This is a genomic window from Flavobacterium sp. (assembly GCF_013823965.1).
Taxonomy (GTDB): domain Bacteria; phylum Bacteroidota; class Bacteroidia; order Flavobacteriales; family Flavobacteriaceae; genus Flavobacterium.
In genome coordinates this window covers 1-15,959 of record NZ_PNNA01000065.1, presented here as the reverse complement: position 1 = coordinate 15,959, position 15,959 = coordinate 1, and the positions used below count along the sequence as shown (strand labels likewise).

Genomic DNA, 15,959 nt, shown 5'->3' with positions numbered 1-15,959 from the left:
TTCCTCGGTTTTGCCCGAGAACATGGAACCGCAAATAACTTCGATCCAACCAAATTGTTCTTTATGATTTACTGTATTTTCGAGAAACATTTTGTATTTTTCGGACTTTAGAAATGAATAATTTTTATTACTTTGTAACGAAAACAAATTTATTAAAAAAGACACATCTTACTCACTATAATTTCAAAAGTTATGAAGAAAAAATTGGAAGCCGACTTAATGAGCATAGCGCACAGGGTATTGCAAATTAAAAACAAATCTGATATCAATCAATTGTGTATTGAAACAAGAAAATTGTATGAAAAATTGGCGATTTTACAATTTGTTGAAGAACATTTTGAGGGAGTAAAACCAACCATTGGACAAGCCGAAATTGTAGCAAAAATGAAACAATTTTTTGAAGAAAACCATTTGTCGGATAGCAAACCAATGAAGGTTCAAGAGAAAGTTGTCGTGGATGAAATTGAAGCCAATGAGATTGAAGAGGAATCCATTATTGATGAAGTTGTAGTTGATGGGAGCAAGGAAATTTTAGAGGAAGAACCAGTGGTCTTTGAACTGGAAGAAGAAATAGTTCCGGCATCTTCGGAGGAAACATTAAGTGGAGTTGACTTTTCGCCAGCTTTTGAATTAGATGAAGTAGAAGTAGAGGAGGAAGAAAAAATTTCAGACGAACAAATTCACATCAAACCCGAAGAAGTCCAAATTTCTTTCATGGATTTATTGGGCGGAGATTACACGGAAACCTTGTTTGTAAAAGTCGATGATAATGAAGAAAAAGTAAATCCATTGGATTTTGATATTCCAAAAGAAACCAATATTCAAAATGAAAGAGAAAAGCTTTTGGCTGAAATGGAAGTAAAACCGAAAGATATTGAACCTAAACCAGTTCCGCTCAATGATAAATTGGCACACGGAATTAGCATCGACTTGAATGACAGAATCGGTTTTGTGAAAAATCTTTTTGGTAATAGTGACGAAGATTACAACCGTGTTTTAAACCAATTGATTACTTACGATAATTTTGAGGAAGCCCGCAATTTTATTGAAGACATGGTAAAACCCGATTATGGCGATTGGGAAGGAAAAGAAGATTATGAACAACGTTTTATAGAAATCATCGAAAAAAAATTCGCTTAAATGGGTAAATTATACATTGTCCCAACGCCCATTGGCAACCTCGAAGACATGACTTTTCGGGCCATTCGAATCTTGAAAGAAGTCGATTTGATTCTCGCCGAAGATACCCGAACCAGCGGAAAATTGCTGAAACATTTCGAGATTGGCACGCACATGCACAGCCATCACATGCACAACGAGCACAAAACGGTCGAGAATTTAATTTCAAGATTGAAAGCCGGGGAAACCATCGCCTTGATTTCGGATGCGGGAACGCCGGCGATTTCCGATCCCGGATTTTTGCTCACGCGAGCTTGTGTCGAAAACAAAATTGAGGTAGAATGTTTACCTGGTGCCACGGCTTTTGTACCTGCTTTGGTCAATAGCGGTTTGCCAAACGACAAATTTGTTTTTGAAGGTTTCCTGCCGGAAAAAAAAGGAAGACAAACCCGATATTTGGCATTAGCCGAAGAAACCCGTACCATGATTTTGTATGTTTCGCCTCATAAATTGGTAAAAACATTAGCCGAATTCATCACTTATTTTGGCGAAGACCGACAAATTTGTGTTTCGAGGGAATTGTCAAAACTGCACGAAGAAAATGTACGCGGAACGGCTCGTGAGGTGCTAACCCATTTCGAAAACAAACCGCCAAAAGGAGAAATCGTGGTGGTGGTTGCAGGGAAAATTTCTGTAAAAACAAAACAATGATAAAAAAGATTGTATCCATCATCATATCTTCATTTTTGATTATGTCTTGCTCTGACAAAAATAAAGCAAATAGCAAATTAAATTCTTATAAAGCTATTAGTGATACAACAGCGGTTTTTATTTGGACAACAGAATTATGTGAAAATACAGGGACTTATAACCCAAAAAAATATTCAAATGAACAATTGAAAAACACTTATGATTTGTGGTTTACTTTTTCTGGTATTGCCTTAGAAACTAATTCTAATGCTCATTTTATAGAAGATATAAATGAATTAAGTGTGTCTAAATTGACATCTGAATATGTTGCCAAAAAGGAATATTATAATAGAGAAATAATTTCAAGCCCTTTTTGGAATAAAATTAAACAATTGAGATTGCAAGATTTAGAAGATGAATATGAATTGAAAAAAATCACAATTGAAGCATACACCAAACCTTCAGTTTTGTTAAATAATAGATTTTCAAAATATTGTAACGAATATGCCCAAGTCTTATCATCTAATGACTCGATAGTGCTTTTGAATGCTTGGAAGAATTTAGTTGAAAAACAAAAAAGCAAGAATGGAGCTCCTGAAAAATTTATGGAAAAGTATTATAAAAAATACAACTCTAAAGAAAGGCTAATGTATGCAAAAATTGAATTGATGACCTATGGTTGGTGGAATTGTGGCAACAGTACAATAAATAGATTGAATGATGACGGCACAATGGAAAAAGAATTTAATAAAATATTTAGTAGTATTAAAACAGAATGTGACGAACTATAAAAACATTAATGATAAGGGTAAAGAATAACACAAACAAAATTTAATACATAATGAGCATTACCACTTTTTTAGAAAAATTAAAACAAACTCCAAACGCAATTACATTTCCAGAAACCATTGCCGTGATTGAAGAAAATTACGATTTTACGCCAACAACTTTTGACAATGGAACACAACACAATGAAGCAGGACAAAACTCGGGTTCCTGTAAATTATTTGCTTTTGCGAAATTGCAAAACTTGTCCCAAGAAGAAACATTGGCTTGTTTTGGAGCCTACTATTTTGAAGAAGTTTTGGGCGATCCGGAAGGAACCAATCACCAAAATATCCGTAATTTCATAAAATTAGGATGGAACGGAATCCAATTTCAAGGAGAAGCTTTGACTTCGAAGGCTTAATGTTTTTGGGCCACGGATAACACGGATTGAACGGATTTTCACGGATTATTTCTTGTGTCCTTCGTGCCTTCTTTGTGAACTTTGTGGTTAAATAAAATTCCCTTAAATGACCTTATATGCCTTATATGGTTAAGAAATTTCCAAGTCCACAAAAGAAAAACTATTCCCGCTAAACAATCCCTTGTCGGATAATTTCAAATCGGGAATCACGAGCAAAGCCATAAACGAAAGCGTCATAAAAGGCGCTTTCAAATTGCTTCCTAATTCCTTCGCCATAGCATCAATTTCCTGATATAATTTTCCAGTTTCCCAACCGTTTTTGTCGCTCATAATTCCGGCAACGGGCAAAGGCAACATCTTGTTTTCGGAACCATTTACGGCGCAAACGCCACCCTTGTTTTCGATAATCAAGTTGACGGCTTGGCAAATTTCTTCGTCGGAAGTGCCCACGACCACGATATTATGGCAATCGTGCGCTACTGAACTGGCAATCGCTCCTTTTTTCAAGCCAAAATTCTTGATGAAAGCAATGGCGGGCGCAGTATCTTGATACCGATTGACAACCGCCATTTTCAAGATGTCGTTTTCCGTGTCTGAAACGATTTTTCCATCAATGATTAATGATTCGTGATGAATTTCATTGGTAATCAATTGTCCTTCCAAAGCTTCGATAACTCTAATTTTAGAACCTTTTCCCAAGATTTCGAAATCACTGATTTTTTTGGGAGAAATATTGAAATTATTGGGCGTTTCAAATGGAATATGTTTGACAAAAGATTCGTTATTTTCAGCCACCAATTCACCGTTGATATAGGTTTGTTTTACTTTGAAATCGACTAAATCTTCGACCACAATAAAATCGGCTGGATCGTTTTTTTGCAATAATCCAACCTTCATTTTGTAATGATTCACGGGATTCACGCAAGCGGCTTGCAGGATTTTGAAAACGTCGATTCCCTTGGCAACCGCACGGGCACAAAGCAAATTGATGTGTCCCACAATCAAGTCGTCGGGATGTTTGTCATCGGAACAAAACATTATGTTTTCGTAATTTTCTGGCAGCAAATCGATGAGTGCTTCGAAGTTTTTGGCAGCACTTCCTTCGCGAATAAGGACTTTCATTCCGAGTGACAATTTTTCTTCGGCTTCTTCGAAAGTAAAACATTCGTGGTCGGTAGAAATGCCTGCCGAAATGTATTTTTTTATAGGTTCGCCCCTCAATCCCGGAGCGTGACCATCAACGGGTTTGTTGAAATGTTTCGCCCATTCGATTTTTTTCAAAACTTCGGCATCGTCAAATAATACACCGGGATAATTCATCATTTCGGCCAAATAATAAATGTCGGGTGAAGCCATCAATTCCTTGATTCCTTCCGAATCGATTGTCGCTCCGGCAGTTTCAAAAGTCGTGGCAGGAACGCAAGATGGCGCACCAAAATGGAATTTCAACGGCACTTTTTTACTATTTTCAATCATATAATAAACACCGGCTGTACCTAGAACATTGGCAATTTCGTGAGGATCGGAAATCGTGGCCACTGTTCCGTGGAGCACGGCAATTTTTGCGAATTCGGAAGGAACGAGCATCGAACTTTCGATATGAATGTGGGCATCGATAAAACCGGGCATAATGTACTGTTGTACTTCGTGGTTTTTCTCGATTATGGAAGTGATTTTTCCGTTTTCGACGGTGATTTCGCCAGCATAAATGCGTTTATTTTGAATATCGACAATTTGTCCTTGAATTTGCATTTGATTTAATTTAAAAATAGCTATTCAAAAGTACTATGATTTTTTTTAGCATTTATTTTTTTGCCTCAGATTCGTGGTTTTTTTTTAATTCTTATGATAGAGCAGATTATCACTTGTTTTTTAACGGCTTTAAGAAATTGGCAAAGCTGTGGTGAATCACTTTTTTTATTTGAATTAATAGGATGTGGATTGTTTAGGTTTCCTTTTTGGAATTAATAAAAAAAAGGCTTGACTTTCGTCAAACCTTTCTATATAAATTATAATCTAAAGATTACAACAAAGCGTCTAAACTATCTGCATAGGTTTGTTTAGGAGCGACTCCCACTTGTTTTCCTACAACTTCTCCGTTGTGGAATACTAAAACTGTTGGAATATTTCTCACTCCATATTTTGCTGCAAACTCTTGGTTTGCATCAACATCTACTTTTCCTACAACTACTTTTCCGGCGTATTCTTCTCCAAGTTGGTCAATGATTGGACCTACCATTCTACAAGGACCACACCATGCTGCCCAAAAATCTACCATTACCGGTTTGTCTGATTTCAAAACTACTTCTTCAAAAGTAGCGTCTGTTATTGCTAATGCCATATTTTTTGTTTTTTTAATTTATTTTTTCGAATCACAAAGATAAATAAACATTTGAGTTAAGAAGTGTAACTTGTATTACATTTAACTATTTATAAATTGTTATTAGTTATCAATTCAGTTTAAAATTAACCTGGAGCTTTTCCAATTCCACCAATAATTCGTTAGAAATCTTGATTTTTAATTTTCTGCTTGGCATTGATATTCGTGTGATGACCTTTATTTCCTCTACTTCTGAGATGGTTTCAACTAAAACAGGTTCTTCATCTTCTGAAAGTTCATCAGTAAAAATTGCGGATTCACTTGATGTCTCGTCTTCAAATAATGCGAGTTCCGTTTTTTTATCCACTTTACTGATTTCAGGTAGTATTTCTACTTGTTTTCTAATTTTTTCCAATTCCAAAATATCGAAAGTAACTGTGTTGTCTCCTTTGTTGGCTTGGAAAACGGCATTTAATTTCGAGATAAAATCAGGATTCAAATCTTTTATGTCCAATAAAATATTTAATTTTTTGGCAAAATTTTCAAACACGTCTTGCAACATTTTAAATTCTGAAAAGGTTAATCTTGGATCGCCTTTTTTACCGGTATCTCTGTCTACCCAACCTTCTTTTACCAATATTTTTATGTAGGTAAAGCTGTTTGGAATCAGGTAATGTCGGTTTTTCAAATACTCTTCCCCAAAAATTTTGAACTCATAGCTTTCATCATATCCTTCGAGATTAAATAATGCCCAACCTTTCCCGTTTTTTGCAATTCGATGTTGGACATTGCTAATTATCCCCCCAAAAGTCAGGTTTTTATTCACGTGTTGATGCAAATCTTTCAGTGATTCTAGCTTAGAATTACAAAAATATTTCATCTCGAATTTAAAATCGTCCAATGGATGTCCTGAAATGTAAATCCCCACAACTTCTTTTTCTTTGGCCAATTTTTCCATCGTGCTCCAATCTTCACATGGAGGTACAATAGGTTCGGCGATTTGCACATTACTGCTTTCGCCAAACAAGCTTACTTGCGATGAATTTTCGTTTTCCTGAAACTTCGCTCCATAACGAATCGCCTTTTCATAAAAAGTAATTCCGTCGCCATCGTCGTGAAAATATTGTGCTCTCGTGGTTCCAACGAAGGAATCGAAACCGCCGGCCAAGGCCAGATTTTCAAACGCTTTTTTGTTGGCGGCGCGCAAATCGATACGCTTGGCCAAATCAAAAATCGATTTGTATTTGCCGTCTTTTCTATTTTCGACAATGGTTGCCACGGCTCCAGAACCAACCCCTTTTACGGCTCCCATTCCGAAACGAACGGCATATTCATCATTTACGGTAAATTTATAAAACGACTCATTCACGTCTGGACCCAAAACCTGCAATCCCATTCGCTTGCATTCTTCCATAAAAAACGAAACCTGTTTGATGTCGTTCATATTGTTCGAAAGAACCGCTGCCATATATTCGGCGGGATAATGTGCTTTGAGATAAGCCGTTTGATAGGCAATCCAAGCATAGCAAGTGGAGTGCGATTTGTTGAAGGCGTAACTCGCAAAAGCTTCCCAATCTTTCCAGATTTTTTCCAAAACTTTGGCATCGTGTCCTTTTGCCGAAGCTTGTTCCACAAACTTGGGTTTCATTTTAGCTAGGACATCTATCAGTTTTTTACCCATGGCTTTACGCAAAACGTCGGCTTCACCTTTGGTAAATCCGGCCAAAGATTGGGACAAAAGCATTACCTGCTCCTGATACACCGTGATTCCGTAGGTTTCTGCCAAATATTCTTCGCAAGCATCCAAATCATACACGATGGGTTCTTCGCCGTTTTTTCTTCGAACGAAAGACGGAATGTATTCCAACGGTCCTGGACGATAGAGCGCATTCATCGCAATCAAGTCGCCAAAAACCGTGGGCTTCAAGTCCTTCATGTACTTTTGCATTCCGGGTGACTCGTACTGGAAAATCCCCACCGTTTCTCCTCTTTGGAAGAGCTCGTAGGTTTTGACGTCGTCTATAGGAAAAGTGTCGGGATCGAGTTGGATTCCCGTTCTATATTTGACCAGTTTTACGGTATCTTTTATCAAGGTCAGGGTCTTCAGACCCAAAAAGTCCATTTTCAACAATCCAGCACTTTCGGCAACCGAGTTATCAAATTGTGTAACATATAAATCCGAATCTTTGGCAGTAGTTACAGGAACGAAATTGGTAATGTCCGATGGCGTGATGATAACCCCACAGGCGTGAATTCCCGTATTTCGCATCGAACCTTCCAGAATTTTCGCCTGTTGGATGGTTTCTCCAGCCAAATTTTCTTCGTTGGCAATTGAAATCAATTCTTTCACGCTTTCGAATTCGTCCGAACGCAATGCTTTTTTAACATCTTCTTCTTTTTCCGAAATAAAACGCGCCAAATTCCATTTGGACGGCATCATTCCCGGAATTAATTTAGCAATTCTGTCGGCTTCAAAAAGGGGTAAATCCAATACACGAGCCGTGTCACGAATCGCCGATTTGGTGGCCATTTTACCATAAGTGATAATCTGCGCCACCTGATTGGCACCATATTTTTTGATTACATAATCCATTACGCGACCTCGACCTTCATCATCAAAATCGATATCAATATCGGGCATCGACACACGATCCGGATTCAGGAAACGCTCAAAAAGCAAATCGTATTTTATGGGGTCAATATTGGTGATTCCCAAACAATACGCCACCGCAGAACCCGCAGCCGAACCACGACCCGGACCAACGGAAACATCCATTTTTCGGGCTTCGGCGATGAAATCCTGTACAATCAAAAAGTACCCCGGATAACCCGAATTGGAAATCGTCAATAATTCAAAATCCAGTCGTTCCTGGATGTCGGGCGTAATATCGCCGTATCTTTTTTGGGCACCCATCATCGTGAGGTGTCTCAAATAGGCATTTTCGCCTCGAACGCCGCCATCAGCTTCGTCTTCGGGAACCTTGAATTCCTCGGGAATGTCGTATTTGGGAAGCAATACGTCGCGGTAAAGCGAGTAAATTTCGACCTTGTCCACGATTTCCTGAATGTTGGTAATGGCTTCGGGCAAATCGGCAAAGAGTTTTTTCATCTCCTCTTCCGACTTGTAATAGTATTCCTGATTGGGCAAACCATAACGGTAGCCACGACCACGACCAATTGGCGTAGCCTGTTTTTCGCCGTCTTTCACGCACAATAAAATGTCGTGTGCATTGGCGTCTTCCTTGTTGAGATAATAGGTATTGTTGGTGGCGATTAACTTTACATCGTGCTTTTTCGAAAAGGCAATCAAAGTCGTATTGACACGATTTTCATCCTCTTGATTGTGGCGCATAATTTCGAGATACAAATCGGAACCAAATTGTGATTTCCACCAAAGCAAGGCTTCTTCGGCTTGGTTTTCGCCAATGTTCAGGATTTTACTCGGAATTTCCCCGTATAAATTCCCGGATAAAACCATAATGTCTTCCTTGTATTTTTCGACAATGTTTCGGTCAATTCTGGGTACATAATAAAAACCTTCGGTGTAGGCAATGGAAGCCATTTTGGCCAAATTGTGGTAACCGTTTTTGTTTTTGGCCAACAAAACCACCTGATAACCATTGTCTTTTTTGGTTTTGTCCAAATGGTTGTCGCAAATGTTGAATTCGCAACCCACAATTGGTTTAATCTCGGTTTCCGTGGGTTCTTCACCGCTTTCGACCAAGGCTTTGTTTTTACCGGAAGCCGCTTTGTTGTGGTTCATCACCGCGCTCACAAAGTGGAAAGCACCCATCATGTTTCCGGTGTCGGTCATCGCCACGGCGGGAAATTTGTTTTTGGCCGTTGCCGAAACCAAACCTCCAATGGCAATGGTCGATTGCAGAACCGAAAACTGAGTATGATTATGAAGATGCGCAAAATTGGTATCGACCAATATTTGCTTGTTGTCTGAAAGTTCCTGTTTGGATATGGAGGCTTGTTGCTGCCCGCCCAATTGCTGGCGAATTTTATCCGAAGCTTCCTTTAAATTGATGTGTTTTAATCCGATGAGTTGTATTTCTCTTGGATTTTTCAATTGGAAATCCTCGAAATATTCCTGCTCGACTTCCAATTCTTGTTTGGTGAAAACTTCGGTACGAATCAATTCGAAAAAGCAACGCGTGGTCGCCTCGACGTCGGCAGTGGCGTTGTGCGCTTCCGCAAATGGCTGGTTGAACAGGTATTGGTGCAATTCCGTCAAGGTGGGCAATTTGAATTTTCCACCACGACCGCCGGGCAATTTCAACAAGGAAGCGGTAACTTCGGTACAGGTGTCGAGAATCGGCATCGAAGCCATCGGACTTTCGACTCCCATTCTGTAAAATTCGCAACCCATGATATTGACGTCAAAACCCAGGTTTTGACCCACAATGAATTTGGCTTTGCTTAAAGCGAGGTTGAATTTCTCCAAAACTTCAGTCAAAGAAATTCCTTCGGCTTGCGCCAATTCGGTCGAAATACCGTGAATACGCTCGGCATCATAGGGAATGTTGAAGCCTTCGGGCTTGACCAAATAATCTTGGTGCTCGATGACTTTTCCCATCTCGTCGTGGAGCTGCCAAGCTATTTGAATACATCTTGGCCAGTTGTCCGTGTCGGAAATGGGTGCGCCCCAACGCTTGGGTAATCCTGTGGTTTCGGTATCGAATATTAAGTACATAGTTGGATTTTAATGCTTTGCAATTTCCTGAAATTGCATTTAGCAGTTTCCAAATTTAGAATTTTTTAAATGAAAACGGAGTGCAAGTTATCAACAAAAAACTGTTCTTGAACTCGAAATCCGAAATCCGGTTTTTAATCGTTTTTACGTAAAAATTCATTCCAAAATTCACAAAAAAAACCAAATATCTATTTCTTGGATGTCGTAGTATTTTAGCAAAAAAATATCGTTTTCGGGAGCCAAAACAATTCGGGTTTGAAGACCGAAAGAACAGAATTGATGTTTTTTTGGTCAATAAACAGAAGTCGAAAACTTTGCAAATTATTACTATTTTTATCCGTTTTGTTACAATTTATAGACACAAAATCACTTATTTACGGCAAAACAGCCATAAATTTGCAAAAATTTAAAAACAAAATTGTCGCATTGGAAACAATATCAAAAAGAGAATTAAAGTCAAATTAAAAGACGATAACCAAACTGGTTCCAAATATCGAAAGCAGTTCGTCGTCGTAAAAACTGCGTTGGGTATCGTATATAAGTAAATACCATGATTGACACTTTTAATTCTTTTTATAAATTTGCTGCCATTGTTATGATTTTGGTTCATTTCCAAAATTGTAAAAAGAGAAATACACTAAAAAAATATTTAAAATGAGTAAGACATTATTTGACAAAGTATGGGATGCGCACGTAGTACGTAAAATTGAAGATGGACCAGACGTGTTTTTTATTGACCGTCATTTCATTCACGAAGTTACAAGTCCTGTTGCTTTTCTAGGTTTAAAAGCAAGAGGCATCAAGGTTTTGTACCCTGAGCGTACTTTTGCCACTGCCGATCACAACACTCCAACCATAAACCAGCATTTGCCTGTTGCTGATGCATTATCTGCCAATCAATTGAAAGCATTGGAAGACAACGCAACAGAATATGGTATTTCTCACTGGGGATTGGGTCACCAAAAAAATGGAATTGTACACGTGGTAGGTCCTGAAAACGGAATTACTTTGCCGGGTGCCACCATCGTTTGTGGAGATTCACATACTTCTACCCACGGTGCTTTTGGAGCCATTGCTTTTGGTATCGGAACTTCCGAGGTGGAAATGGTTTTGTCAACTCAATGCATCATGCAGCCCAAACCAAAGAAAATGCGTATCAACGTAAATGGTAAATTGAGCAAAGGTGTTGGGCCAAAAGACGTGGCTTTGTACATCATTTCAAAATTGACCACTTCTGGAGGAACAGGATATTTCGTGGAATATGCCGGAAATGTTTTTGAAGAAATGTCCATGGAAGGTCGTATGACTGTGTGTAACCTTTCTATCGAAATGGGTGCTCGTGGAGGTATGATTGCTCCTGACCAAAAAACTTTCGACTTCTTGGAAGGACGTTTGTATGCTCCAAAAGGAGAAGCTTGGACAAAAGCCGTTGAATACTGGAAAACTTTGAAAACCGATGCCGATGCCGTTTTTGACGCAGAATTAAACATCGACGCGGCCGACATCGAACCAATGATTACTTACGGAACCAATCCTGGAATGGGAATTGGCATCTCCAAACATATTCCAAGTGCCGACCAAGTGGAAGGTGGCGAGGAAACTTATAAAAAATCTTTGGCCTACATGGGCTTCCACGAAGATGACGTGATGATTGGAAAACCAATTGATTATGTATTCTTGGGAAGTTGTACCAATGGTCGTATCGAAGATTTTAGAGCTTTCGCCGAAATTGTGAAAGGAAGAAAAAAAGCAGACAATGTTACTGCTTGGTTGGTTCCAGGTTCACACGTCGTGGAAGCACAAATCAAGGAAGAAGGAATTTTGGACATTCTTACCGAAGCTGGTTTTGTATTGCGTCAACCGGGTTGTTCCGCTTGTTTGGCAATGAACGACGATAAAGTTCCTGCCGGTAAATATGCGGTAAGTACATCCAACAGAAACTTCGAAGGTCGTCAAGGTCCTGGTTCAAGAACATTGCTGGCTTCTCCAATTATGGCAGCAGCAGCAGCGGTTACAGGAAAATTGACGGATCCTAGAGATTTATTTTAGATTGAAAATTTTAGATTTTAGATTACTGCGAATAGCGTAATACTTTAAATCTAAAACTTCAGATAAAAAATCATTTACATTATTTAATACAAAAACATTTTAGCTTTAAGATTTCGTCTTTCGGAGGAAAATCTAAAATCTAAAATCTAAAATCTAAAATTACAATGGCATACGATAAATTTAATATCCTTACGAGTAGCGCAGTGCCGTTACCAATAGAAAACGTGGACACTGATCAAATCATCCCGGCTCGTTTCTTGAAAGCGACAAAACGTGAAGGTTTTGGAGACAACCTTTTCCGTGACTGGAGATACAATGGAGACGATACTCCAAAAGCAGATTTCGTGTTAAACGACAAAACTTACAGCGGAAAAATCCTTGTTGGAGGAAAAAACTTCGGTTCAGGTTCTTCTCGTGAACACGCTGCTTGGGCAGTTTACGATTACGGATTCCGCGCTGTGGTTTCTTCTTTCTTTGCCGACATCTTCAAAGGAAACTGCTTGAACATTGGTGTTTTGCCAGTACAAGTGAGTCCTGAATTTTCAGAAACTATTTTCAAGGCTATCGAAGCAGATCCAAACACGCAATTGGAAATCAATTTGCCGGAACAAACCATTACTTTATTGGCTACCGGACAAAAAGAATCTTTCGATATCAACGGATACAAAAAGAACAACATGATCAATGGTTTTGATGACATTGATTACTTGCAAAGCATGAAAGAAGAAATTGTGGGCTTCGCCGACAAGCTTCCTTACTAATAAAAAACCTGAAAAAAATGCAGTTACGGAAGCGATCCTTATGGGGTTTTGCCGAAGTAACTGCTTTTAGTGTTTTATAAAAATACAATATTCTGATTTCAAATTAGTGAAATTACACTAGCATCCAGTTAAAATGAAAAAAAGAAAAATTGAAATAATGGACACGACGCTCCGTGATGGTGAACAAACCTCGGGAGTATCATTTTCTGCCGCAGAAAAACTAACCATTGCGCAATTATTGCTAGAAGAATTAAACATTGACCGCATCGAAATTGCCTCGGCTCGTGTAAGCGAAGGCGAATTCGAAGGCGTAAAAGGAATTATGGCTTGGGCCGAGGAAAAAGGATACAACAATCGCGTTGAAGTCTTGACCTTTGTCGATGGCGGACTTTCCATCGAATGGATGAAAAAAGCGGGAGCCAAAGTTCAAAACTTGTTGACCAAAGGTTCCTTGAACCATTTGACCCACCAATTGAAAAAAACACCCGAACAACATTTTTCCGAAATAGCGCAAACCATTGCTTTGGCTGGCGAAAACGGAATTGCAACCAATGTTTATTTGGAAGATTGGAGTAATGGAATGCGCAATTCTCCGGAATACGTGTTCCAATATTTGGATTTTTTGGTAACCCAACCCGTAAAAAGAATTTTGTTGCCAGATACTTTGGGAGTGCTTATTCCTTCGGATACTTTTAGGTTTATTTCCGAGATTACGGCTAAATATCCCAACATACATTTTGATTTCCACGCACACAACGACTACGATTTAAGTGTTGCCAATGTGATGGAAGCCGTAAAAGCCGGCATCAGCGGATTGCATGTTACGGTAAATGGAATGGGAGAACGCGCTGGAAATGCTCCATTGGAGAGTGTTGTTGCAGTAATCAATGACTTTTTGCCAGAGGTAAAAATCAACATCAAGGAATCGTCTTTGTATTCGGTGAGCAAGTTGGTGGAAACCTTCACGGGTTATCGAATTCCGGCCAACAAACCCATCGTTGGCGACAATGTTTTTACACAAACGGCAGGAATCCACGCCGATGGTGACAACAAGAACAATTTGTATTTCAATAATTTGCTTCCAGAGCGTTTTGGAAGAAAACGAAAATATGCTTTAGGAAAAACTTCGGGCAAAGCCAATATCGAGAAAAATCTACAGGAATTAGGTTTACATCTAAATAATGAAGATTTGAAATTGGTAACCCAACGCATCATCGAATTGGGTGACAAAAAAGAAACGGTTACCAAAGAAGACTTGCCCTACATCATTTCAGACGTATTGGACAGCCAGACTTACGAAGACAAAATCGTCATTCAATCCTATGTTTTGGTTCACTCCAAAGGATTTCAGCCATCGACATCATTGCAATTGAAAATAGATGGCGAAATTATTGAAGAACACGCACAAGGCGATGGTCAGTTTGACGCTTTTATGAACGCCTTGACTAAAATATATAAAAGCAAGAAACTCACATTGCCGAAACTAATTGATTATGCAGTTCGAATTCCGCCTGGCAGTAGTTCAGATGCGTTGTGCGAAACCATTATCACTTGGACCAACAACGGCAAAGAATTTAAAACCCGTGGTCTGGATTCAGACCAAACGGTAGCAGCCATTAAGGCAACGCAGAAGATGCTGAATGTGGTTTCTAATTAAAAAATGAAATTTAAAAAAATAATAATCCAATCTAAAAATAATGAAATTTAACATCGCCCTTTTAGCCGGAGACGGAATCGGACCAGAAGTAATTGATCAAGCAGTAAAAGTATCAGATGCAATTGCACAAAAATTTGGACATGAAATTACTTGGAAACCAGCTTTAACTGGCGCTGCTGCTATTGATGCAGTAGGTGAGCCTTATCCAGATTCAACACATGAAATTTGTAAAAACGCTGATGCTGTTTTATTTGGTGCTATTGGTCACCCAAAATATGATAACGATCCTTCTGCGCCAGTACGTCCAGAGCAAGGTTTGTTAAAAATGCGTAAAGCCTTAGGTTTGTTTGCAAACGTAAGACCTACTTTTACATTCCCATCTTTATTGGATAAATCACCATTAAAAAGAGAAAGAATCGAAGGAACAGATTTAGTTTTCTTAAGAGAATTGACTGGAGGAATTTATTTTGGTGAAAAAGGAAGAAGAGACAACGGAGATACTGCTTTTGACAACTGTGTATACACAAGACATGAGGTACAACGTTTAGCAAAAAAAGGCTTTGAATTAGCCATGACACGCAGCAAAAGATTATGTTGTGTTGACAAAGCGAATGTATTGGAAACATCCCGTTTGTGGAGAGAAACGGTACAAGCTATGGAAAAAGAGTATCCAGAAGTAACCGTTTCTTACGAATTTGTTGATGCGGTTGCCATGCGTTTGGTTCAATGGCCAAACTCTTATGATGTATTGATTACAGAGAACTTGTTCGGAGATATTTTAACTGATGAGGCTTCTGTAATTTCTGGATCTATGGGATTAATGCCATCTGCATCTATGGGAGCTGAGGTTTCTTTGTTTGAGCCAATTCACGGTTCGTATCCACAAGCAACTGGTTTAAATATCGCTAACCCAATGGCTACTGTTTTGTCTGCTGCCATGATGTTTGAAAACTTTGGTTTAATGGAAGAAGGAAAAGCAATGAGAGATGCAGTTAACAAAGCTTTAGAAGCAGGAATTGTTACAGAAGATTTAGCAGATGGTGGTAAAGCTTATGGAACAAAAGAAGTTGGAGATTGGTTAGCAGCCAATATCTAAAAATAAAATTCACTTTCAGTTCCCTCTCTTCAGAGAGGGTTTGGAGTGAGAGCAAACAAAAAAGGTGTCAATTTTCATTGACACCTTTTTTTATGTTTTTAAAAGAAAATATTAATATCTTCCTCTATCTCCACCACCACGGTTATCTCCACCACGGCTGTTTCCGTAACCTCCGCGTGAATCTCCACCACGGTTGTTGTTAAAACTTCTTCTTTCGCCTTCTGGTTTTGGTTCCGATTTATTTACTACGATAGCACGACCTTGAACTGTCGCTCCGTTTAACTCATCAATTGCTTTTTGAGCTTCGTCATCATTTGGCATTTCAACAAAACCGAATCCTTTACTTCTTCCAGTAAATTTATCAGTAATAATTTTTACA

At 38.8% G+C, this 15,959-nt stretch carries 12 protein-coding genes and 1 pseudogene; 8 read left to right on the top strand and 5 right to left on the bottom strand.

The window, feature by feature from the left end:
* Positions 1 to 147: pseudogene (locus C0430_RS07505) on the bottom strand (thymidine kinase); the annotation flags it as partial.
* Positions 148 to 192: 45 nt separating this feature from the next.
* Between C0430_RS07505 and C0430_RS07500 the strand changes: the two are divergent.
* From C0430_RS07500 to C0430_RS07485, 4 genes are read left to right on the top strand one after another with little or no spacing between them, the layout of a single operon-like run.
* Entirely contained in the window at positions 193 to 1,140 is a 948-nt protein-coding gene (locus tag C0430_RS07500) for a hypothetical protein (protein WP_290867477.1), read from the top strand.
* Entirely contained in the window at positions 1,141 to 1,830 is a 690-nt protein-coding gene (gene rsmI, locus C0430_RS07495; RefSeq protein ID WP_290867473.1) for a 16S rRNA (cytidine(1402)-2'-O)-methyltransferase, read from the top strand.
* Positions 1,827 to 2,600 carry a hypothetical protein gene (locus tag C0430_RS07490; protein ID WP_290867468.1) on the top strand — a complete coding sequence of 258 codons (774 nt, stop codon included), beginning with the start codon at positions 1,827 to 1,829 and terminating at the stop codon, positions 2,598 to 2,600. Before rsmI ends, C0430_RS07490 begins: the two co-directional genes overlap by 4 nt.
* Positions 2,601 to 2,650: 50 nt before the next feature.
* On the top strand, positions 2,651 to 2,998 hold the full coding sequence (locus tag C0430_RS07485) for a HopJ type III effector protein (RefSeq protein ID WP_290867460.1): 348 nt from the start codon (positions 2,651 to 2,653) through the stop codon (positions 2,996 to 2,998).
* Positions 2,999 to 3,127: 129 nt separating this feature from the next.
* Here the strand turns inward: C0430_RS07485 and ade are convergent, their stop codons facing one another.
* The 3 genes from ade to dnaE all read right to left on the bottom strand — a co-directional run bounded on the left by ade (position 3,128) and on the right by dnaE (position 10,017).
* Positions 3,128 to 4,750, bottom strand: a complete 1,623-nt coding sequence (ade, locus tag C0430_RS07480; protein WP_290867457.1) for an adenine deaminase — start codon at positions 4,748 to 4,750, stop codon at positions 3,128 to 3,130.
* Positions 4,751 to 5,021: 271 nt separating this feature from the next.
* Positions 5,022 to 5,339, bottom strand: a complete 318-nt coding sequence (gene trxA, locus C0430_RS07475; RefSeq protein WP_290867453.1) for a thioredoxin — start codon at positions 5,337 to 5,339, stop codon at positions 5,022 to 5,024.
* A gap of 109 nt (positions 5,340 to 5,448) precedes the next feature.
* Positions 5,449 to 10,017, bottom strand: a complete 4,569-nt coding sequence (gene dnaE, locus C0430_RS07470; RefSeq protein ID WP_290867450.1) for a DNA polymerase III subunit alpha — start codon at positions 10,015 to 10,017, stop codon at positions 5,449 to 5,451.
* A 654-nt stretch (positions 10,018 to 10,671) separates the two neighbouring features.
* On the opposite strand from dnaE, the gene leuC reads away from it, so the two are divergent.
* The 4 genes from leuC (at position 10,672) to leuB (ending at position 15,580) form a co-directional block, all read left to right on the top strand.
* Positions 10,672 to 12,066: a 3-isopropylmalate dehydratase large subunit gene (gene leuC, locus C0430_RS07465; RefSeq protein WP_290867445.1), complete on the top strand. Its 1,395-nt coding sequence runs from the start codon at positions 10,672 to 10,674 to the stop codon at positions 12,064 to 12,066.
* A 164-nt stretch (positions 12,067 to 12,230) separates the two neighbouring features.
* Entirely contained in the window at positions 12,231 to 12,827 is a 597-nt protein-coding gene (gene leuD, locus C0430_RS07460; protein ID WP_290867441.1) for a 3-isopropylmalate dehydratase small subunit, read from the top strand.
* A 133-nt stretch (positions 12,828 to 12,960) separates the two neighbouring features.
* Positions 12,961 to 14,484, top strand: a complete 1,524-nt coding sequence (locus tag C0430_RS07455) for an alpha-isopropylmalate synthase regulatory domain-containing protein (protein ID WP_290867437.1) — start codon at positions 12,961 to 12,963, stop codon at positions 14,482 to 14,484.
* 40 nt (positions 14,485 to 14,524) lie between these two features.
* Entirely contained in the window at positions 14,525 to 15,580 is a 1,056-nt protein-coding gene (gene leuB / locus C0430_RS07450) for a 3-isopropylmalate dehydrogenase (RefSeq protein WP_290867433.1), read from the top strand.
* A gap of 111 nt (positions 15,581 to 15,691) precedes the next feature.
* Here leuB and C0430_RS07445 read toward each other — a convergent pair.
* Positions 15,692 to 15,959 (bottom strand): RNA-binding protein (locus C0430_RS07445; protein ID WP_290867430.1); only part of this gene is annotated, 268 nt, incomplete at its 5' end.